At 67.3% G+C, this 21,096-nt stretch carries 21 protein-coding genes; 12 read left to right on the top strand and 9 right to left on the bottom strand.

What is annotated here, in order from left to right; all coding sequences use genetic code 11:
* The first annotated feature begins 70 nt into the window (after positions 1–70).
* The 3 genes from BVC93_RS02350 to BVC93_RS02340 are packed head-to-tail and all read left to right on the top strand — an operon-like array spanning position 71 to position 2,963.
* Entirely contained in the window at positions 71–1,234 is a 1,164-nt protein-coding gene (locus BVC93_RS02350; protein ID WP_236950384.1) for a 5-(carboxyamino)imidazole ribonucleotide synthase, read from the top strand.
* Position 1,235: 1 nt separating this feature from the next.
* Positions 1,236–1,757: a 5-(carboxyamino)imidazole ribonucleotide mutase gene (gene purE / locus BVC93_RS02345; protein WP_083735768.1), complete on the top strand. Its 522-nt coding sequence runs from the start codon at positions 1,236–1,238 to the stop codon at positions 1,755–1,757.
* Positions 1,758–1,796: 39 nt separating this feature from the next.
* A complete protein-coding gene (locus BVC93_RS02340; RefSeq protein WP_083735767.1) occupies positions 1,797–2,963 on the top strand; it encodes an acyl-CoA dehydrogenase in 1,167 nt (388 codons plus the stop codon).
* 16 nt (positions 2,964–2,979) lie between these two features.
* On the opposite strand, the gene BVC93_RS02335 is transcribed toward BVC93_RS02340, so the two are convergent.
* The 4 genes from BVC93_RS02335 to BVC93_RS02320 form a co-directional block, all read right to left on the bottom strand.
* The gene (locus BVC93_RS02335) at positions 2,980–3,768 is read right to left on the bottom strand and encodes a biotin--[acetyl-CoA-carboxylase] ligase (RefSeq protein ID WP_083735766.1); all 789 of its coding nucleotides are present in this window, start codon (positions 3,766–3,768) and stop codon (positions 2,980–2,982) included.
* Positions 3,769–3,786: 18 nt separating this feature from the next.
* Complete coding sequence (locus BVC93_RS02330) at positions 3,787–4,116, bottom strand: hypothetical protein (protein ID WP_083735765.1); 330 nt, start codon at positions 4,114–4,116, stop codon at positions 3,787–3,789.
* Positions 4,117–4,329: 213 nt separating this feature from the next.
* Positions 4,330–5,043 (bottom strand): TIGR03089 family protein, encoded by a 714-nt coding sequence (locus BVC93_RS02325; RefSeq protein WP_083735764.1) that lies wholly within the window; start codon positions 5,041–5,043, stop codon positions 4,330–4,332.
* Between the two features lie 2 nt (positions 5,044–5,045).
* Positions 5,046–6,512, bottom strand: coding sequence for an LCP family protein (locus BVC93_RS02320; protein ID WP_083735763.1), 1,467 nt, complete (start codon positions 6,510–6,512; stop codon positions 5,046–5,048).
* A gap of 67 nt (positions 6,513–6,579) precedes the next feature.
* On the opposite strand from BVC93_RS02320, the gene rfbD reads away from it, so the two are divergent.
* From rfbD to BVC93_RS02305, 3 genes are read left to right on the top strand one after another with little or no spacing between them, the layout of a single operon-like run.
* Positions 6,580–7,479, top strand: coding sequence for a dTDP-4-dehydrorhamnose reductase (rfbD, locus tag BVC93_RS02315; protein WP_083735762.1), 900 nt, complete (start codon positions 6,580–6,582; stop codon positions 7,477–7,479).
* A 14-nt stretch (positions 7,480–7,493) separates the two neighbouring features.
* Complete coding sequence (locus BVC93_RS02310; RefSeq protein ID WP_192860341.1) at positions 7,494–8,336, top strand: glycosyltransferase family 2 protein; 843 nt, start codon at positions 7,494–7,496, stop codon at positions 8,334–8,336.
* A gap of 22 nt (positions 8,337–8,358) precedes the next feature.
* Complete coding sequence (locus tag BVC93_RS02305) at positions 8,359–9,456, top strand: sugar phosphate nucleotidyltransferase (RefSeq protein WP_157516745.1); 1,098 nt, start codon at positions 8,359–8,361, stop codon at positions 9,454–9,456.
* Here BVC93_RS02305 and BVC93_RS02300 read toward each other — a convergent pair.
* From BVC93_RS02300 to cofD, 3 genes are read right to left on the bottom strand one after another with little or no spacing between them, the layout of a single operon-like run.
* Entirely contained in the window at positions 9,438–9,983 is a 546-nt protein-coding gene (locus BVC93_RS02300) for an NUDIX hydrolase (protein WP_083735760.1), read from the bottom strand. The genes BVC93_RS02305 and BVC93_RS02300 overlap by 19 nt on opposite strands.
* On the bottom strand, positions 9,980–11,317 hold the full coding sequence (locus tag BVC93_RS02295; protein ID WP_083735759.1) for a coenzyme F420-0:L-glutamate ligase: 1,338 nt from the start codon (positions 11,315–11,317) through the stop codon (positions 9,980–9,982). Before BVC93_RS02295 ends, BVC93_RS02300 begins: the two co-directional genes overlap by 4 nt.
* Positions 11,314–12,312 carry a 2-phospho-L-lactate transferase gene (gene cofD, locus BVC93_RS02290; protein WP_083740732.1) on the bottom strand — a complete coding sequence of 333 codons (999 nt, stop codon included), beginning with the start codon at positions 12,310–12,312 and terminating at the stop codon, positions 11,314–11,316. The genes BVC93_RS02295 and cofD overlap by 4 nt, the downstream gene beginning before the upstream one ends.
* A gap of 291 nt (positions 12,313–12,603) precedes the next feature.
* Here cofD and BVC93_RS02285 point away from each other — a divergent pair, with 291 nt between their 5' ends.
* Entirely contained in the window at positions 12,604–12,966 is a 363-nt protein-coding gene (locus tag BVC93_RS02285; protein WP_083735758.1) for a WhiB family transcriptional regulator, read from the top strand.
* A 68-nt stretch (positions 12,967–13,034) separates the two neighbouring features.
* Here BVC93_RS02285 and BVC93_RS02280 read toward each other — a convergent pair whose 3' ends face one another.
* Positions 13,035–13,457, bottom strand: coding sequence for a metallopeptidase family protein (locus tag BVC93_RS02280; protein WP_083740731.1), 423 nt, complete (start codon positions 13,455–13,457; stop codon positions 13,035–13,037).
* Positions 13,458–13,634: 177 nt separating this feature from the next.
* Here BVC93_RS02280 and BVC93_RS02275 point away from each other — a divergent pair, with 177 nt between their 5' ends.
* From BVC93_RS02275 to manA, 4 genes are all read left to right on the top strand, one after another.
* Complete coding sequence (locus BVC93_RS02275; RefSeq protein ID WP_192860164.1) at positions 13,635–14,069, top strand: DUF3499 domain-containing protein; 435 nt, start codon at positions 13,635–13,637, stop codon at positions 14,067–14,069.
* Between the two features lie 155 nt (positions 14,070–14,224).
* On the top strand, positions 14,225–15,607 hold the full coding sequence (locus BVC93_RS02270; RefSeq protein WP_083735756.1) for a phosphomannomutase/phosphoglucomutase: 1,383 nt from the start codon (positions 14,225–14,227) through the stop codon (positions 15,605–15,607).
* Complete coding sequence (locus BVC93_RS02265) at positions 15,604–16,749, top strand: TobH protein (RefSeq protein ID WP_083735755.1); 1,146 nt, start codon at positions 15,604–15,606, stop codon at positions 16,747–16,749. The genes BVC93_RS02270 and BVC93_RS02265 overlap by 4 nt, the downstream gene beginning before the upstream one ends.
* 17 nt (positions 16,750–16,766) lie before the next feature.
* Entirely contained in the window at positions 16,767–17,993 is a 1,227-nt protein-coding gene (manA, locus tag BVC93_RS02260; protein WP_083735754.1) for a mannose-6-phosphate isomerase, class I, read from the top strand.
* A 112-nt stretch (positions 17,994–18,105) separates the two neighbouring features.
* On the opposite strand, the gene BVC93_RS02255 is transcribed toward manA, so the two are convergent.
* Positions 18,106–19,431, bottom strand: coding sequence for an FAD-dependent oxidoreductase (locus BVC93_RS02255; protein ID WP_083735753.1), 1,326 nt, complete (start codon positions 19,429–19,431; stop codon positions 18,106–18,108).
* Positions 19,432–19,490: 59 nt separating this feature from the next.
* Between BVC93_RS02255 and BVC93_RS02250 the strand changes: the two genes are divergently transcribed.
* Positions 19,491–20,957 carry an amino acid permease gene (locus tag BVC93_RS02250; RefSeq protein ID WP_083735752.1) on the top strand — a complete coding sequence of 489 codons (1,467 nt, stop codon included), beginning with the start codon at positions 19,491–19,493 and terminating at the stop codon, positions 20,955–20,957.
* Positions 20,958–21,096 lie beyond the last annotated feature (139 nt).

Raw genomic sequence — 21,096 nt, 5'->3', positions numbered from 1 at the left:
ACGGCGACCGGGACGGCCATGACACCATGATGGTGTGCCGAGATCTTCGCAGAATGCGCCGGTGGTCGCCATGATCGGTGGCGGCCAGTTGGCCCGGATGACCCACCAAGCCGCGATCGCCCTCGGGCAGACGCTGCGTGTACTGGCTGTTGACGAGCGCGATCCCGCCGCTCAGGTCAGCCCCGACGTGGTGCTGGGGTCCCACACCGACTTCGACGCCCTCAAGCGCGCGGCCTCCGGAGCCACGGCGCTCACCTTCGACCATGAGCACGTACCCACCGAAATGCTGGACAAGCTGGTGGCCGACGGTGTGAACGTGGCTCCGCCGCCGCAGGCGTTGGTGCACGCGCAGGACAAGCTCCTGATGCGCCGCAAGCTGAGCGCGCTGGGTGCTCCGGTGCCGCGATTCTCCGCCGTGGACACCGCTGAGGACGCCGCGGCTTTCGCCCGCGAGGTCGGCGGCTCCGCTGTGCTCAAGACGGTACGAGGCGGGTACGACGGCCGCGGGGTGTTGATGGCCGATTCGCCCGACGAGGCCCGCGCCATCGCCGAGAAGTACCTGGCCGACGGGGTACCGGTGATGATCGAGGAGAAGGTCGCCATGCGGCGCGAATTGGCCGCCCTGGTGGCCCGCTCACCGTTCGGGCAGGGGGCCGCCTGGCAGGTGGTGGAGACGGTGCAGCGCAACGGGATCTGCGTCGAGGTGATCGCGCCCGCACAGGACCTGCCCGCCGGGTTGGGTGCCGCAGCCCAGGAACTCGGGCTGCGCCTGGCCAGTGAACTGGGCGTGGTGGGGGTGCTGGCTGTCGAGTTGTTCGAAACCCTCGACGGCGCCCTGCTGGTGAACGAATTGGCAATGCGGCCACACAATTCCGGGCACTGGACCATGGACGGCTCGGTGACCAGTCAGTTCGAGCAGCACCTGCGTGCGGTGCTGGACTACCCGCTGGGAGACACCGCGGCCCTGGCCCCGGTGACAGTGATGGCCAATGTGCTTGGCGCCCCGGAGATTCCGCAGATGAGTGTCGACGAGCGGATACACCACCTGTTTGGCCGCATGCCCGAGGCGAAGGTGCACATGTACGGCAAGAGCGAGCGAGCGGGCCGAAAGCTGGGACACGTCAACATCGTCGGTGCGCCGGGCGACGACCCCGCGGGCATCAGGGAACGCGCCAACCGCGCGGCACATTGGTTGTCGCACGCCGAATGGACCGACGGATGGGAAGGGCACTGACATGAGCCGCAGCAGCGCGCGCGTGGGGCTGATCATGGGCAGCGACAGCGACTGGACGGTGATGTCCGACGCCGCAGAGGCGCTGGCCGAGTTCGAGATCGCGTTCGAGGTGGGTGTCGTGTCCGCGCACCGCACGCCGGGCCGCATGCTCGAGTACGCCCAGTCGGCCGCCGACCGCGGTATCGAGGTCATCATCGCCGGGGCGGGCGGCGCTGCCCACCTGCCCGGCATGGTCGCCTCTGCCACCCCACTGCCCGTCATCGGGGTCCCGGTGCCGCTGGCCCGCCTCGACGGCATGGACTCACTGCTGTCCATCGTGCAGATGCCCGCCGGCGTGCCGGTGGCCACGGTGTCGATCGGCGGGGCCCGCAACGCCGGACTGCTGGCGGCGCGCATCCTCGGGGCCACCGATCCGCGACTGCGCGCCCGGATGGTGGCGTTCCAGGCGGACCTCGAGGCGATGGTCCTCAAAAAGGACGCCGCGCTGCGGGACCGGCTGCTGGGAACTGTAGGAACCGAGTAACGTTACCGACGAGTAGCGACCGAAGTACCGGGAGGCATCATGGCTGGTTGGGCCGGAAATCCGTCATTCGATCTGTTTCAGCTGCCGGAGGAGCACGTCGAGCTCCGCGCGGCTATCCGTGGGCTGGCCGAGAAGGAGATCGCCCCGTACGCCGCTGACGTCGACGAGCATTCACGGTTCCCGGAGGAGGCGCTCAAGGCGCTGAACGCCTCGGGTTTCAATGCGGTGCATGTGCCCGAGGAGTACGGCGGCCAGGGTGCGGATTCGGTGGCGGCGTGCATCGTCATCGAAGAGGTGGCGCGGGTGGATGCTTCGGCGTCGTTGATTCCCGCGGTGAACAAGCTGGGCACCATGGGCCTGATCCTGCGGGGCTCGGAGGAGTTGAAGAACAAGGTGCTGCCGGACTTGGTGGACGGCGCCATGGCGTCGTACGCGCTGTCCGAGCGCGAGGCGGGCTCGGATGCCGCGGGGATGAAGACCCGGGCGAAGCCCGATGGTGACGGTTGGATTCTCAACGGTGCCAAGGCGTGGATCACCAATGGTGGTAAGTCGTCGTGGTACACGGTGATGGCGGTGACCGATCCGGACAAGGGCGCCAACGGTATCTCGGCGTTTGTTGTGCACGCCGATGACGAGGGGTTCACCGTCGGACCGAAGGAAAAGAAACTCGGTATCAAGGGTTCGCCGACCACGGAGTTGTATTTCGAGAACTGCCGGGTCTCCGGGGATCGCATGATCGGTGATCCGGGAACTGGTTTCAAGACGGCGTTGGCGACGTTGGATCACACTCGTCCGACCATCGGTGCGCAGGCGGTGGGGATTGCGCAGGGGGCGCTGGACGCGGCGATCGAGTACACCAAGGACCGCAAGCAGTTCGGGAAGTCGATCTCGGATTTCCAGGGTGTGCAGTTCATGCTCGCCGATATGGCGATGAAGGTCGAAGCGGCGCGGTTGATGGTCTACAGCGCGGCGGCACGGGCTGAGCGGGGTGAGGGCAATCTCGGCTTCATCTCGGCGGCGTCGAAGTGCTTTGCTTCCGATATCGCGATGGAGGTCACCACCGATGCGGTGCAGTTGTTCGGTGGTGCGGGCTACACCGTCGACTTCCCCGTCGAGCGGATGATGCGGGACGCCAAGATCACCCAGATCTACGAGGGCACCAATCAGATCCAGCGCGTCGTGATGAGCCGCGCCCTCTTGAAATGAACTGAAACTTCCCGAATCACCGCAGGTGCGTGATGTCGCCGGCGGCCACCGTCGTCACGGTACTGCCGTCGTCGATGATCAGGCGGCCGAAGGCGTCGATGTCGGTGGCCGTGCCCACCAGCGAGGTGTCTCCCGGAAGCAGCGCGCGTACCTCGGTTCCCAGAGTCGAACTGCGCGTGCGGTAGTCGCGCATCAAGGTCTCGTCGGCGCCGCCGGCCGCACGCCACTGCCGCACCCGGTCGGCCAGCGTCCCGAGAATCCCGGCTACCAGCGCAGTGCGGTCGACGGCCGAATTGCCCAGCATGGCCAGCGACGTCGCGCGGGGGTCCGGGGCTTCGTCGGCTGACAGTGACACATTGAGGCCGAGGCCCACCACGATCACCGGAGCGGGAGCCGCCACCTCGGCCAGGATGCCGGCCAGCTTGCCGCCGCCCACCAGTACGTCATTGGGCCACTTCAGTTTCGCCGATACCGAACAGCTGCGCGCCAGGGCATCAACCACCGCGACGCCGGTCAGCAGCGGCAGCCACCCCCAGGCGTCCGGCGGCACTCCGGCGGTGCCTATACCGACCGACATCGCGATCAGCGATCGCGGCGGTGCCGTCCAGGCGCGGCCATGCCTGCCGCGACCCGAATTCTGGTACTCCGCCAGCAGGACGTTGCCCGCGATGTCCTCGCCGGCAGCAGCCCTGGCCAACAGGTCGGCATTGGTGGATCCGGTTTCGTCCACGACGTCGACGCTGCGCCAGGTGGGCAGGTCGCGCAGTGTGGTGACATCAAGAGGAGATCGGGGCTCGGCGCTCACGGCCCCCGAGCCTATCGGTCAGAAGCCGTGACTCTGCGGCTGCACCTGGTCGACCTCGATGGTCTCCATCGAGAGTGCCGCTGCGTGCTGCCTGCGCACAACGCCGAGCAAGGCGAGGTAACCCGCACCGAACATCGACACGGCTGCGACAGCCCAGGCGGCGCCGAACACCCACGACGCGCCGCCGTCGGCGAGGAAGAAGTAGGTGGCGATGAGAGAGCTCAGGTAACCGGCGCCCATGTAGAAGCGGGCGTGGACGCTGAGATGCCACGCGGGGTGGCTGCGAGTGAACCGGCCCAAGACAGCCAGCATCACAGCCACGGCGATGGCGAACACAGGTGTGACCATTGGGGTTCTCCGGCTTCGTCGACGGAACTGCTGTTGCCTAGTGTCCACCCCGCCGACAGTTTGACGGAACAAACACGCGTAACTGTTCAGTAACATATCTGGCAACGCCCGGCGAATCCAGTCAGAAGTCTGAGATTTCTCGTTGACTTTGTTGTACCAGCGATTGTCCTCGATGTACCAGGCTTTGTGTGACGGCTCGCGTGGATACAGCAACTAGTCGAAGGTGACAGTCACCTTCTCCATATCGCGGCGGTGCGGCTGGGCCTGCGGATCGGGGTTGGCCACCTGAACCAGGGACGCGCCCGCGGCGAACACCGCCACCAGATTGGCGATCAGCAACTCGGGGGTGTCCCACGCACCGCAGGACCACACCCGGTCTGTTCCTGACAACCCCCGCGCCTGCGCGCCCGCCTTCGCGGCGGCGAGTACCTGCTCGACGGTCTGGCCGTCCAGTGCCGGGCCCGGGGCCTGCTCGGGCACAATCTGGTCACCGTGCACCCGTACCGCGGTGGCGTAGTCGGTGAGACCGACGGGCAGATCCGGAACCGGCTTGCCGAACGGGTCCAGTGACAGCACCGCGACCTCGCCCATGCCCACCGCGGCAACGGCCTCGGACAACCGGTCGGCGGTGCACAGTGCCACCTCGGCGTCACCGTCGAAGACCACCTCGGCGCCGATCCACCAGACCCCGAACACCACCGCCGCGGTCTGCCAGTGTGCAGGCAGCAGCACCGCGACCCGGCTACCCGGGCCCGCGCCGAGTTCGTCGCGCAGCAGGTTGGCGGTCTTGGCTGCCCAGTTGGCCAGCGTCACCGTCGACAGCTCGATGCGCTCACCGGTGTCGTCGTCGTAGAAGGTGATGCGCGGCCCCATCGGGTCACTGCGCAGCAGCGGGTCCAGTACCGCGCCGGAAACAGTGGCGGCCATGGTCAGTTGACGCACTGCGGGTCGTCGGACCCGGCGGTCAGGATCGGCGACGGCGGTGGCGGCGCCGTCACCGGGCCCGCGGCCTGTGAGATCACGTCGCCGTGCAGCGCGGGGTCGGACTCCAGGCCCGAGCCGGGGCCGGTGTAGTCGTCGGCGAGCACCACCCGCACGGTGCCCTCGGGCAGCGTCTCGTCGGTCACGACGGGCACGTCACCGAGTTCGCCGGACACCGCCTGCGCGCCGAGGTCGTCGACGCTGCGGGCCAGCACCTGGCTGGCCGGCGGCCGGGGACCTTCGTTGTTGCCGACGTTGCCCGGCAGGAAACCCTTGGCGGTCAACACGTCCGACACCGAGGAGGCCAGTCCGTTGATGTCGGTGTCGTTGAGCACCTCGACGGTGGTCTTGCCCGGCGAGTACGCCAGTTCCTCGGTCTTGCCCTGATCCTGGTCTTGGAGCAGGCTGGTCACCCAGTCTTTGACCTGGGTGGGATCGATGCGCACCACGCTCTGCATGCCGTCGTCGCTCCAACCGGCCTCGTCGAGCACCGGGATGGTGGCGAAGGCCACGCTGCCCGCGGCCAGTTCCTGTAGCTGGGTGATGAAACTCATGATGTCCCAGCCGTCGGACAACACCACCGACCGGTGCACCGCATCCTGCAGCCGGCTCAGTGTGGCCGGACTGGACAGGGTTTTGCCCGAGATCACCTGGTGGGCAAGGGAAGCCATCACCACCTGCTGGCGCACCACCCGGTCCAGGTCGCCGCGGGGCAGATCGTGGCGCTGCCGGACGAAGCTCAGCGCCTGCGGGCCGCCCAGGCGCTGCCAGCCGGCGGGGAAATCGGCGCCGGAAAGCGGTTCGTAGACAGGGGCTTTGAGGCACACGTCGACGCCACCGATGGCGTCGGTGATCAGGGAGAAGCCCAACAGCCCGACCTCGGCGTAATGGTCCACGGTGACACCGGTGAGATCGGCAACCGTCTCGATCAGCCGTTCGCGGCCGGCTTCCACGCCGCGTTTTTCGCCCTCCACCGGGTCCATGCCCTGGACCTCGATGAGCTCTTTCATGGTCTCCAGCTTGACCTGGCCGAAGACGCCGTTGATCTTCATCTTGCCCAGGCCCGGCGCCTCGACGTAGGAGTCGCGCGGGATGGAGATGGCGGTGGCCGACTTCCCGTTGTTGGGGATGCGGACCAGGATGATGGTGTCGGTATTGGTGGCCACGTCGTCGCCGGCCCGCAGCATCGCCAGCTCCTCCGGCGACAGCGGGTTGCCGTGCGCGTCGGTCCGGCTGTCCACACCCACCAGCAGGATGTCGATGGCGCCGTCCTCGCCGCCACCGCCGAGCGCCTCGGCGCTGATGTGGTTGATGCCCTCCTCGAAAGACCGGATGGTGCTCCAGGCGACGCCGGTCCCCGCCACGATCGCGATGGCGATCAGGGTCGAGACCACACGTATCACTCGGGCTGGCACCCGCCCAGGCTACTGGTGACACCGCCGGGAACCGGGTAGCCGACACCGGCGTGCCAGACTCGGTGACATGGCTGACACCGGACCCAACCTGCCCAGGATCGTCATCACCGGAGCCGGCGGACAGGTGGGCGGATTCCTGGCCCGCTTGGTCGAACAGCGAGGTCACCGGGTTGCCGCCTACACCTCCGCGCAGTGGGACATCACCGATCCGCAGGCCGCCGAAGCACTGATCGAGGACGGTGACGCGGTGGTGAACTGCGCGGCGTTCACGGCGGTCGACGCTGCCGAAAACCAACAGGACCGGGCATACGCCGTCAACGTGACCGGCGCCGAGAACGTCGCACAGGCCTGCGCTCGGGTCGGAGCGCAGTTGATCCACATCTCGACCGACTACGTGTTCAGCGGCCATTTCTCCGGCCGGCCCCGACCCTACGAGCCCGGCGACGAGACCGGTCCCCACTCGGTGTACGGCAGCACCAAGCTGGCCGGCGAACTGGCGGTGCTGGCTGCTCTGCCCGACACGACGGTGGTCCGGACCGCCTGGGTGTTCACCGGAGGCACCGGATCGGATTTCGCCGCGGTGATGCGGGCCAAGGCCGCAGCAGGGGAGGGAGTCGACGTGGTGGCCGACCAGATCGGTTCTCCCACCTACGTCGGTGACCTGTGCGCCGCGCTGCTCGAGATCGCCGGCGGCACCATCCGAGAGTCGGTGCTGCACGCCGCCAACAGTGAACCTGCCAGCCGATTCGAGCTGGCCAGGGCCGTCTACGAGAACGTCGGCGCCGACCCGGAACTGGTCCGGCCGGTGGGGACGGAATCCCATCCCCGGCCGGCCCCGCGACCGCCCTTCTCCGCACTGGGCGGCGAGCTGTCCGCGCGGGCGGGACTCACCCCGTTGCGTCCGTGGCGGCAGGCGTTGGCTGAGGCGCTGATCACCAACGTCGGCCCGCTACCCTCTACGCCGTGAGTGACGAACTGCCGGTGGTGACAGTGACCTACTCACCGGGCCCGCACCTGGAGAGGTTCCTGTCGTCGTTGAGCCTGGCCACCGATCGTCCGGTGACCGTGGTGATGGCAGACAACGGTTCCACCGATGGCGCCCCGGAGAGCGCGGTGCAGCGGCATCCCAACGCCCGACTGCTGAGCACCGGTGCCAACCTGGGTTATGGAAGTGCGGTCAATCGCGGCGTGGACTCGCTGCCCGACTCGGATTTCATCGTGGTGGCCAACCCCGACGTGGTGTGGGGACCCGGGAGTATCGACGCGCTGCTGGAGGCGATGACCCGCTGGCCCACCGCCGGCGCGGTGGGCCCACTGATCCGCGACCCGGACGGGTCGGTGTACCCGTCGGCGCGGCATCTGCCGAGCATCATCCGGGGCGGGATGCACGCCGTGGTCGGCCCGGTCTGGAAGAACAATCCATGGACCCGGGCCTACCGTCAGGAGCGCCAGGAACCCAGCGAACGGGCCGTGGGATGGCTGTCCGGATCGTGTCTGCTGATGCGGCGGGCGGCCTTCGAACAGATCGGCGGGTTCGACGAGCGCTACTTCATGTACATGGAAGACGTCGACCTCGGAGACAGGCTGGGCCGCGCCGGCTGGCTCAACGTCTACGTCCCCGACGCCGAGATCCTGCATGCCAAAGGCCATTCCACCGGTCGGGACCCCGCCCGCAACCTCGCTGCCCACCATCGCAGCACCTATGTGTATCTGTCCGACCGGCATACCGGCTGGCAGCGGGCTCCGCTGAGGTGGGCCATGAGAGCCGCTTTGGCCGTACGATCGCACCTGGTAGTACGTGGTGCGCGGCGGCACCGCGGCTGAGGCGAGGGGGAAGGGGAGGCCAATGAGCGGCACTCTGGAAGTGGTTGACCCGTCCAAGGTCGACGCGGTGGTACTTGTGGGTGGCAAAGGCACCCGGCTGCGCCCGCTCACCTTGTCGGCGCCCAAGCCGATGTTGCCCACGGCCGGTTTGCCGTTCCTGACGCACCTGCTGTCACGGATCGCCGAAGCCGGGATCGAGCACGTGATCCTCGGTACGTCCTACAAGGCGTCGGTGTTCGAGGCGGAGTTCGGTGACGGATCCAAGCTCGGGCTGCAGATCGAGTACGTCTTCGAAGAGGAGCCGCTGGGCACCGGTGGCGGCATCGCGAATGTCGCGCCCAAACTGCGGCACGAGCGAGCCGTCATCTTCAACGGCGACGTGCTCTCCGGCGCCGATCTCGGTGCACTGCTCAACCACCACCACGCCAACGACGCCGACGTCACCTTGCACTTGGTGCGCGTGGGCGACCCGCGCGCCTTCGGCTGTGTGCCCACCGACGAGAACCACCGGGTGGAGGCGTTCCTGGAGAAGACGCAGGATCCGCCGACCGACCAGATCAACGCGGGCTGCTATGTCTTTAACCGCGACATCATCGACCGCATCCCCACCGGACGTGAGGTGTCGGTGGAGCGTGAGGTGTTTCCGCAGCTGCTCTCCGACGGGGTGAAGGTGTGCGGGTACGTCGATGCCACCTACTGGCGTGACATGGGAACTCCGGAGGACTTCGTCCGTGGATCGGCTGACCTGGTGCGCGGCCTGGCACCGTCACCTGCGCTGCGTGGCCACCGCGGCGAATCGCTGGTGCACGACGGTGCGTCCGTCGCGCCGGGGGCGGTGCTCATCGGCGGTACGGTGATCGGCCGCGGCGCCGAGATCGGTGCGGGCGCCCGACTGGACGGTGCGGTGATCTTCGACGGTGTGCGGGTGGAGGCGGGTTGTGTGATCGAACGGTCGATCATCGGACACGGTGCCCAGATCGGGCCACGGTCGTTGATCCGCGACGGAGTCATCGGCGACGGGGCCAGCATCGGTGCCCGTTGTGAGCTGCTGCGCGGCGCCAGGGTGTGGCCCGGCGTGATGCTGCCCGACCACGGGATCCGCTACTCCAGCGACCTCTGAGCACGCGCGGCGGCGACCAGGGCGCGCACCGAGTGATCGGTGTCCTGCGGAAGTGTGTCGACCGGCCACCACCGCAGATCCAGTGATTCGTCGCTGATCGTGATCTCGGCACCCGGTGGTGCGGTCGCGACAAACTGCAGATCCAGGTGCCGTGTCGGCTTCCCCAGCGAACACGTCAGCGCGTGCACGTGCAGGGCGGCGAGCTCGCCGAGCTGTACGCCGGTGACGCCGGACTCCTCGGTGGCTTCGCGCAGTGCGGCCGTCTGGATGTCGGTGTCGTGAGGTTCGCAGTGCCCGCCGAGCTGCACCCACCGGCCCAGTCGCGGATGCAGCGTCAGCAACACCCGGCTGCCGGTGCTGTCCAGCAACGCCGTCGACGCCGTGACGTGACCGGGTTCGCAGGCGCGCTCACACGAATCCGGACGGGCCAGCACGAATCCGAGCACCGCTTCCCGTAGCGCATCCTGGTCGGGATTCGGTGCGGCCCAAGCGTTGAGAACTCTGATGACGGAGTCGCGCACCGTCATCGACGCACCAGCAGCCCGTCGACGGCAGCCGGGTCGCGGGGGCCGGACTCATCGGCGGGGTAGCCGATTGCGATGGCGCCCATCGGATTCCAGTCGTCGGGCAAATCCAGCTGCTTGCGCACCAAGTCGGGGGTGAAGATGGTGGACCCGATCCAACAGCTGCCCACCTGTCGCACCGCCAGTGCCACCAGCAAGGCCTGCACGGCCGCACCTGCCGCAACAGTGAACATGGTGTGCTCGGCGGCGGTACGGGCGTCGTCGGGGTAGTCGTGGGCGCCGTCGGGCACCATGAACGGGATGACGACTTCCTGCGCGTCGTAGAGGATCTGCCCGCGGGCCACCCGCCGCTCCACGGCGTCGGCGGGTTTGCCGTCCCGCGAAAGATCATCTCGCCACTGCTGTTTCATGGCGTCCAGCAGGGGAGTGCGGCTGTCCGATGTGAGCCACAGGAACCGCACCGGGCGGGTGTGATGTGGGGCCGGGGCGGTGAGCGCTTCGGCGACAGCCTCTTCGATGAGTGCGGCAGGAACCGGTTGGTCGCTGAATCGGCGCACCGAACGGCGCAGTAGCTGAGCCTGCTTGCGACCCAGTTCGATCGACTCGGCGGTACCCAGCCAGAACAGGTCGTCTGCGCCGGGGCGCAGCAGATCTCGGCCGCGGCTTCCGTCATCGCGGAACTGCAGACCGCGCACCACGGCGGCCGGTACGCCGGTCAGCTTGCCCTTCACCAGATCGGCTGCGGCAGCGATCTCGTCGGCCACCGCCACCTCGGTGACCACCAGCTCGTTGCCGTGCTTGTCGACGGCTCCGGCATAGCCGTGCAGTACTGGCAGTCCGGCAGCGCCGATGGCCTGGTCTATCTGGCCGGTGCGCCAGGCCCGCCCCATGGTGTCGGTGATCACCACCGCGACGTCAACGCCCAGGTGTTGGGCCAGCCCTGCGCGTAGGGCGGCGGCGCTGCCGTCGGGATCGACGGGCAACAGCGCCAATTCGGTGCTGCCGATGTTCGAGCCGTCGACGCCGGCGGCGGCCTGGATGAGGCCGATGGCGTTCTCGGTGATCAGCGTGCGACCCTTGCGCGCCAGCACCCGCACGGCCTCACCGTCGATGAGTTTGCGCCGCAGAGTGTCTCGCTGCTCCGGATCAGACGGCGCGGAGACGATGCGACCCTCGCACTTGGAGAGCACCTTGCTGGTGACCACCAGGACGTCGCCGTCCCGCAACCACGGTGCGGCGCCGGCCAGGACAGCTGTCAAGTCATCGCCGGGACGGAACTCCGGAAGCCCTGGCACCGGCAGGATTTCGATGGTGGCGGCGGAGCCGTGTTCCGTCACAGGCTTACTCCCACCAGGTCGAGCCCGTCGCGGACCATCTGCGCGGTGGCCTCCGGCGAGGTCATCAGTAGCGGCACCGACCGCACTGCCACGCCGTCGATCTGGGCGCTGTCCTGCTCGGAGATCAGCCACCCGTCGAGGATGCCGGTACCCGATCGGGCACCGTGGTAATGGCCGACCGCCTCGGACGTGGATTCCACGCCGATCACCGTCAGGCATTCGTCGGCCATGCCCCGCAACGGTTTCCCGCCGATGATGGGGGAGTAGCCCACCACCGGAGCTGCTGTGGAACGCAGCGCGCCCCGGACGCCGGGGATGGCCAGTATGGGGCCGATGCTCACGACGGGGTTGGACGGTGCGACGAACACGATGTCGGCCTCGGCGATGGCGTCGGCCACATCAGGCCCCAGCGTTGCCTTTTCGGCACCCACGTACGCGAAGCTGTGGGTGGGCACCTTGGCGCGGTAGCGCACCCACCACTCCTGGAAGTGGATCGCCTTGCGTTCGTCGGTGTCGGGATCGGTGATGACGACGTGGGTCTCGCTGCGGTCATCACTGGCGGGCAGCAGGCGGGCGCCGGGGTTCCATCGCTTGCACAACGCCTCGGTGACCTGTGAGAGTGGGTAGCCCGCTCGCAGCATCTGGCTGCGGACCAGGTGGGTGGCCAGGTCGCGGTCGCCCAGGCCGAACCAGTCCGGCTGCACTCCGTAGGCGGCGAGTTCCTCTTTGGCGTGCCAGGTTTCGTTGCGATGGCCCCACCCTCGTTCGGGGTCGATGCCGCCGCCGAGGGTGTACATACACGTGTCGAGGTCGGGGCAGATGCGCACGCCATGCATCCATGCGTCGTCGCCGATGTTGACGACGGCCGTGAGCTCATGCTCGACCTCAGCTTGACCCTCAGGTTCGGCGGCGAACTGGCCGAGACCCAGCAATTTTTGAACGCCCAGCAAGAATCTCGCGCCGCCGACTCCGCCGACCAAAACGGTGACCTTCACATTGAACGAGACTAGGCGTTGTTGCTGCATCTGATCTCAGCGCGGTCACAGTGACGACACGCCCAAGCGCCGACTCGCGGAAATGTCGGTCTCAAATGGTATGAAATTCCGTTCTACGGCTTGACCTCGCCAGCTAACCCGTGTCTAATCACATCAGTGTCATTTCCCGGTTGGCCGGCCGGTTCCGGTGTCGCAGACCGAGATTCGATCACCTGTTCGAATTGGCATGGCCACAGATCAATAGTGGGCGACATTCAAGGATCGACTAGCAGAAATGTGAGGAGGCGGAACATGTCCTATCAGCACCTGATCGGCGCTATGGGCAGTATCCCGCGCACCAACATGGAACCGGCAACCGAGGGGGAGACAGAGATGGGAGGACGTCCGCACTTGAGCCTCGTCCCCGACCGTTTCGAGCCCGAACCCGAACCTGCCGACGACCAGTGGCAGGAGCGTGCCCTGTGCGCGCAAACCGACCCCGAGGCGTTTTTCCCCGAGAAGGGTGGCTCCACCCGGGAGGCCAAGCGCATCTGCCTGGGGTGTGAAGTGAAGAACGAATGCCTCGAGTACGCACTCGCCAACGACGAGCGCTTCGGGATCTGGGGTGGACTCTCCGAGCGTGAGCGCCGCCGCATCAAGCGCGGCATCATCTAGTCGGCGCAGAACAACTCGCCCGGCCCTCTCTCCCCTCGTACCTCGGGCTCGTCGACCGGTCGTGGCGCTCAGTCGTCGTCGAGTGTGGGGTCGATCACTGACGGCTCGACACCCAGATAGGTGGCCACCTGTGCCACCAGAATGTCGTGAAGTAGGTCCGTCAACTCTGTAGTGTCCTTGGCCCGCCGTTCAATCGGCTTGCGGAACAGGACTATTCGTGCCCGGGTGTTTTGACCCCGGACGTCCACCCCGGCAGGGATCAGCCTGGCGAGCGCCACCGGCCCGTCGGCGACCACCTCCGGTGGGAACTGCACATTCTCCGGATCCCGCGCAGCGATGCGGGGAATCTCGTCCACCGCCACATCCAGCGTCGTCACCCGATCGGAGAACCGGCGTTCGATGGGTTCGTATGCCTCCAGCACCGCCATGTCGAAGCGCTCGGCCCGGCTGCGCCAGCCCGGAACATCACGTGGCAACAGCGGCCCCCGGATGTCTCTGCCGTGGCGCGACGACCACCGACCGCCTGACGGGCGGTGTCGAGAGCTGCCGGAGTGTGCCACCGGCCGATCGTAACGGTCTGGCATACAGAGGTAACGGTTCAGTAGTGGCGGCCGTGGCTGCGCGTGTCCGCCCGAGCACGAGCGCACCAGCGCGATAGCCTCACGGGCGTGAATGTTCCCCGTCGCTGCTGCAGGCCTGGGTGCCCTCACTATGCCGTGGCGACGCTGACGTTCGTGTATTCAGACTCGACGGCAGTGGTGGGTCCGCTCGCCACGGTTCGTGAGCCGCACTCGTGGGACCTGTGTGTGACACACGCAGGCCGGATCACCGCGCCACGCGGGTGGGAGCTGGTTCGCCACGCCGGGCCACTGCCCAGCCACCCGGACGAGGACGACCTGGTGGCGTTGGCCGATGCTGTTCGCGAAGGCCGCACGGGTGTCCCTACCGGTGCGCCGATGCACGGCTCCTTCTCCGACCCCGGGCCGCATCCCGCGACCAGTGCCGCTCCGGTCGGCGGTGTGCTCGCGCCGGCGGCCCAGCGTCCCGCCGGCGCCGGACGGCGCCGGGGGCATCTGCGAGTGTTGCCGGATCCGTCCGAGTAGATCTGTATTCATCTCGCTTCCTGGCACGTCGGCAACCCGTTTTTGGGCCCGCCGTCCCATTTTCGTATCGAGTTGGCCCGCTAATCGGACGCCTCTTCCGGCTAGGCTGGTATCGGCAACCAACTGCAGCCCACGTCGAAGTCAGGAGTCCTGCCATGTCTCGATCCGCTGACGCGGTTGCCCGGGTGATCAAGGCCTATGACGTGCGCGGTCTGGTCGGCTCCGAGATCGATGAGCAGTTCGTCTCCGAGGTCGGCGCGGCGTTCGCCCGCCTGGTTCGAGCCGACAGTTCCCAGGTGGTCGTCGGGCACGACATGCGTGAGAGCTCGCCGGCACTGGCGGCGGCGTTCGCTGCCGGCGTAACCGCCCAGGGACTGGACGTCGTCCGTATCGGTTTGGCCTCCACCGACCAGCTGTACTTCGCCTCGGGGTTGCTCGACTGCCCCGGCGCCATGTTCACCGCCAGCCACAACCCGGCCGCCTACAACGGCATCAAGTTGTGCCGCGCCGGAGCCAAACCGGTCGGCAAGGACACCGGCTTGACCACCATCAGTGAAGAGATCGTGGCGGGGGTCCCCGATTTCGACGGGCCCGCCGGTTCGGTCACTGATCAGGATGTGCTGGCCGACTACGGGAAGTTCCTGCGCAGTCTCGTCGACGTGAGCGATCTGCGGCCGCTGCGGGTCGCCGTCGACGCGGGCAACGGCATGGCGGGGCATACCGCACCCGAGGTTCTGGGGCAGGTCTCCTCGTTGACGGTGTTGCCGCTCTACTTCGAACTCGACGGGTCGTTTCCCAATCACGAGGCCAACCCGCTGGATCCGGCCAACCTGGTGGACCTGCAGCGATTTGTCGTCGAGTCGGGCGCCGACATCGGGCTGGCATTCGACGGCGACGCCGACCGCTGTTTTGTGGTCGATGAACGCGGACAGGCGGTCTCCCCGTCGTCGGTCACCGGACTGGTGGCCGCCCGGGAACTCTCCCGCGAGATCGGCGCCACCGTGATCCACAATCTGATCACCTCCCGAGCCGTGCCGGAACTGGTGATCGAGCGCGGCGGCACCCCGGTGCGCTCCCGGGTGGGGCACTCTTACATCAAGGGCCTGATGGCCGAGACCGGAGCCATCTTCGGTGGCGAGCACTCGGCTCACTACTACTTCCGTGACTTCTGGGGTGCGGATTCGGGAATGCTTGCGGCGCTGTACGTCTTGGCGGCATTGGGCGGACAGGACCGTCCGCTGTCGGACCTGGCTGCCGACTACCAGCGCTACGAGGCATCCGGGGAGATCAACTTCACGGTGCACGACGCGCCGGCGTGCGTGGAGTCCGTGCTGAAGATGTTCGGCACCGGCATCCAGTCCATCGACCACCTGGACGGTGTCACCGTGGATCTCGGCGAGGGCAGCTGGTTCAACCTGCGTACCTCGAACACCGAACCGCTGCTGCGGCTCAACGTCGAAGCCCGCACCGCCGACGAGGTGGACGCCATCGTCGCCAAGGTGGCTGCCGAGATCGAAGCGGCCCAGGCGGCACCGTGAGCGCCACCCGCGCCTCGATCGATCTCGACGACAGCGACGGCCTGATCGGCGCCGATCGTGACGGCTTGCTGCGGGGTGCGTCGATGTCGGGTGCTCAGGTCCGCGCGGTGGCCTCCGCGGTCGCCGAGGGAGCGCTGGAATCCGTCGACACCGGCCAACGGCCTCGCTCACTGATCTGGGTGGCCGGTCGTGGCGCCGCGGAGTCCGCGGGAGCCATGCTGGCCGCGGTGCTGGGGGGCGCGGCCGCCGAGCCCATCGTCACCGCTTCGGAGGTGCCCCCGTGGATCGGCCCGCTGGACGTCCTGGTGGTTGCCGGCGACGATGTGGGCGACCCGGCCCTGGTGACGGCCGCGGCCACCGGAGTTCGCCGAGGTGCCAGGGTGGTGATCGCCGCCCCGTATGCCGGGCCGCTGCGCGATGCCACCGCAGGCCGGGTTGCGGTACTCGAGCCACGGTTGTGGGTGCGCGACGAGTTCGGATTGTGCCGTTATCTGGCAACGGGATTGGCGACGCTGGGGGCCGTCGAGACCGGTGCCGCCGCCGTGCGCACCGACCTGTCGGTGATGGCCGACGAACTGGATGCCGAGGCGTTGCGCAACAGTGCCGGGCGCGAAGTCTTCACCAACGCCGCCAAATCACTTGCCGAGCGGATGAGCGGACGCGACGTGGTGCTGGCCGGCGACAACCTGGCCACTGTGGCCCTGGCGCGACACCTGGCCGCCGTGCTGCTGCGGGTGGCTCATAAGCCGGTGGCCGCCGCTGGACTTGCCGACGCGGTGGTGGCGCTGCGTGAGGGGATGGGTGCCGAAGGCGGCAGTGCGGGAAGCGATTTTGATGCGCTGTTCCATGACGAGGAACTCGACGGACCGCTGCCTCAGCGGCCTCGGGTGCTGGCGTTGACGCTGGCCGCCGAACGTGCGGTGGTGGGTGCGCGTGTCGCCGGGGTCAGTGATGTGGACCTGGTGGGCACCGAGGACGTACCCGATGGCGGGCCCAGTGGCGACCGGCCCCGGTCCGATCCATGGGAGGGGAGCGGGCTGCCTGCCGCGCCGGCGGATGCCGGGCGCCCCGAACAGCAATTGGCTGTTCTGGCAGTTCGTTTGGAGATGGCGGCCGTGTACATGAGGCTCGCACGCGGATGACAGGGGGATAACAGATCATGGAGTTGATGCGGGGAGCGGTTCGCAACTACGCGTGGGGATCTCGGACGGCTATTGCCGAGTTCACCGGTCGCGAGGTGCCGACCAACCATCCGGAAGCCGAACTGTGGCTCGGCGCGCACCCGGGTGACCCGGCTTTCATCATCACCGACGCCGGCGAGCAGTCACTTCTCGAGGTGGTCCGCGCTGACCCGGAGGGGCAACTGGGCCCGACTGTCCGCGCTCGATTCGGTGACGCGTTGCCGTTCCTGATGAAGGTCTTGGCCGCCGACGAACCGCTGTCGCTGCAAGCACATCCGAGCTCGGAGCAGGCCGTCGAAGGCTTTGTCCGCGAAGAGCGGATGGGGGTGCCGCTGAGCGCGCCGGTGCGCAACTACCGCGATCGCAGCCACAAGCCCGAGTTGCTCGTCGCGCTCGAACCGTTCGACGCGCTGGCTGGGTTCCGGCCGGCGGCGCGCACGGTGGAGTTCCTCAACGCACTTGCCGTATCTGACCTCGACCCCTATGTTCAGCTGCTCGCCGGCCAGCCGGACGCCAACGGACTGCGCGCGCTGTTCACCACGTGGATCACCGCCCCGCAGCCGGATCTCGACGTGCTGGTGCCCGCGGTGCTGGACGGCGCGATCAACTACCTGCGTTCGGATGCAACCGAATTCGAGGCCGAAGCCAAGACGGTGCTCGAACTCGGTGAGCGCTATCCCGGTGACGCCGGTGTGCTGGCCGCGCTGCTGCTCAACGTGCTGCACCTGGAGCCGGGTCAGGCGCTCTACATGCCCGCAGGCAATTTGCACAGTTATCTGCGTGGCGTGGGCATCGAGGTGATGGCCAACTCGGACAACGTTCTTCGCGGCGGACTGACGCCCAAACACGTCGATGTGCCCGAGCTTCTGCGGGTGCTCGACTTCACCCCGGCCACCGAGGAGACGTTGCTCTCACCCGTCGAGACTGACGGGTTCGAATCCACTTACCGCACCCCGGCCGGCGAGTTCGCGGTGTCGGTGCTGGTGCTCGAGGGCGATGACCTCGGGCATGAGGTCGACGCGCCGTGTGAGCACGACGGTCCACAGATCCTGTTGTGTGCGCAGGGTTCTGCCGTGGTGCGGGCCAAGTCCGACACCCTGACGTTGGAGCGCGGATCGGCGGCGTGGGTGGCTGCTGACGACGGACCCATCCGGTTGGTCGCCGACCAGCCCACCCGGCTGTTCCGGGCCACGGTCGGGATCTGACCAGCCCGGTCGACGAGCCCGAGGGACGAGGGGGAGAGAGGGCCGGGGTGCGAGTTGACCAGCCCGGTCGACGAGCCCGAGGGACGAGGGGGAGAGAGGGCCGGGGTGCGATCTAACCTGCCCGTCGTTGCCGTAGCCACAGCGATGTGTTGTGTCGGACGGTTCGTCCGACCAGTTGCGGGGTCGGCACCATGTAAAGGCTGTCGAGCAGGCTGAAGCGGCGCAGGAACCATTCGGCCAGAACAGGATCTGTCTCTGCCGCACCGAGGAACTGGTCGAACAGGTTGCCGACGGGTCGGTACCACCAGGGTTGGGGGCCTGGTGCGTTGTGCAGCACCAGGTCGCCGATGGCGTTCATGGTCCACACCGGGAAGATGGCTCTGGCGGCCAGTCGCGCGAGTTGCCCGGCGATGTCGTCGGAACCGGACTGCAGCACCCGGCGTAGATGTGCCGCCTGAATGGCTGTCATCGTCATGCCCTGACCGAAGGTCGGGTTGAAGCTCGCCACGGAATCTCCCAGGGGCACAATGCCATCGGGGAACTCGGTGAGCTTGTCGTAGCGCCGCCACCGGCTGGTCGGGTAGTGGTGCCGGGCCACGTCGCCCACCGGCTCGCCCAGCTGCACCGCCGCCGCGATGTGTGCGGGAAGTACACGTTCGGCAAGTTCGACCATGGCGGCGAAATCGCGCGGAGGCTGGGCGCCCGCGGTGCCGAACGTCGTCAATCCCCACAGCCCGTCTTCGTAGTACAGCATGCCCAGCCCCAGCGGTTGGTCGCGGGAAGCTCCGGCCACCACCACCACCTCGTCGAACAGGCCGTCGGGAATCCGCACCTGTAGGGTGGCGTACCCGATCCCGACGTCCACAGTGTCCTCGTCGGGGGCGGGAAAGCCCCACTGTCGCAACCACACCGGCAATCGGGTGCCGCGTCCCCCTGCGTCGACCACCAGGTCCGCGGGCAGGCCATCGACGCCGGTCACTGTCCTTCGTGCCCGATCGTAGGTCGGTTCGGTCACTGTCGCCTGAACGAGCTCGACGTTGGGAATCGCGCGGACACGTTGGCGCAGTTGCCATTCCAGATATGGGCGGCTGGGCACATAGGCCGTGAACGCTTTACGCAGCCGCTGCTGGGTGCCCAGGACGTGGCCGGCAGCGCCGAAGTGGATGCAGTCGGGACGGTTCTGCAGCACGGGCACCCCGGCGTCGGCCATATCGCGCAGCAATCCGGGGAACAAAGCGTCCAATTCGGCTGCCCCGCGCGCCATCAGCAGGTGCACGTGACGATCCTGCGGCACTGTCGTGCGGCATCCTGGTACCGAGGGGAGCTGATCGCGCTCGACAATCGTCACCCGGTCGAAGAACTCGGACAGCACACGGGCGGCGCACAACCCAGCGATGCTGGCGCCGATGACGACTGCATGTTCTCCAGTCCGCCCCATTGCTGCCCAACCTAGTGGTTACATAGCCGAGGTCGGGGCGATCGGGAGGTAACGAAACTATGACCGGACGGTGGCGGACCAAATCTGTCGAGCAGTCGATCGCCGACACGGACGAACCGGGAACCAAACTCCGCAAGGATCTCAATTGGTGGGATTTGACGGTGTTTGGCGTGAGTGTGGTGATCGGTGCGGGCATCTTCACCATCACCGCCTCCACCGCAGGTAACCTCACCGGGCCGGCGATCTCGATCTCGTTCGTCATCGCCGCGATCGCCTGCGGCCTGGCCGCACTGTGTTACGCAGAGTTCGCGTCCACCGTGCCTGTTGCCGGTAGCGCGTACACGTTCTCCTACGCGACATTCGGGGAGTTCATCGCCTGGATCATCGGCTGGGATCTGATCCTCGAATTCGCTGTTGCCGCTGCGGTGGTGGCCAAAGGCTGGTCCAGCTACCTGGGCACGGTGTTCGGGTTCGGCAGCGCGGTCGCCGAGATCGGCGGGGTGCCCTTCGACTGGGGCGCATTGCTGATCATCGTGCTCGTGACCCTGCTGCTGGCCCGGGGAACCAAACTGTCGGCCGGCGTCAGCCTGGTGGTCACCGTCATCAAGGTGGCCGTGGTGCTCCTGGTGGTCGCGGTCGGCGCCTTCTACATCAACGTCGCCAACTACACGCCGTTCATCCCGCCCGCGGAATCCGGTGACAGCGGGTCGGGGTCCGAGCAGTCGCTGTTCTCCTTGATCACCGGCGCCGAGGGCAGTTCCTACGGCTGGTACGGACTGCTGGCGGGTGCGTCGATCGTGTTCTTCGCGTTCATCGGATTCGACATCGTGGCCACCACCGCCGAGGAGACCAGGAACCCGCAGCGCGACGTCCCGCGAGGCATCTTGTCGTCGCTGGCCATTGTCACGGTGCTGTACGTCGCCGTCACGGTGGTGCTCACGGGAATGGTGTCCTACACGGTGCTGCGCGACGCCGAGTCGCCCAACCTGGCCACCGCGTTCGAAGCCAACGGCATCAACTGGGCGGCGACGGTGATCTCGATCGGCGCGCTGGCCGGTCTGACGACCGTGGTGATCGTGTTGATGCTGGGGCAGACCCGCGTGCTGTTCGCCATGTCGCGCGACGGTCTGATCCCGCAACAGCTTGCCAAAACAGGTGTGCACGGCACTCCGGTGCGGATCACGTTGATCGTCGGGGCGCTGGTGGCGGTGGCGGCCTCGGTGTTTCCCATCGGGAAGCTCGAGGAAATGGTGAACATCGGCACGCTGTTCGCGTTCGTGCTGGTGTCTGCGGGCGTGATCATGCTGCGCCGGTCGCGGCCGGACCTCGAGCGCGGGTTCCGGACCCCATGGGTACCGGTGCTACCGATCCTGTCGATCATCGCGTGCGTCTGGCTGATGCTGAATCTCACCGGCCTGACCTGGATCCGCTTCCTGATCTGGATGGCGATCGGTGTGGTCGTCTACTTCCTCTATGGGCGTCGGCATTCGGTGATGGCCCGCCGCGAGGCCGCGCTCCGCTCCTGAGGGACTGCGACATTGCTTTACAAATGATGTCTCCGTGTCTAGACATGGGACAAATTCGCTTCTATAGTCAACTCATCGAGGTGATGACTTTCACATGGAGGTGAACGTGACCGCAGACATCAATGCCGCCACTCAGGCG

The sequence above is a fragment of the Mycobacterium sp. MS1601 genome (assembly GCF_001984215.1).
Taxonomy (GTDB): Bacteria; Actinomycetota; Actinomycetes; order Mycobacteriales; family Mycobacteriaceae; genus Mycobacterium.
Note: the sequence above shows the minus strand (reverse complement) of the source record. Positions and strands in the feature narration are given on the sequence as shown.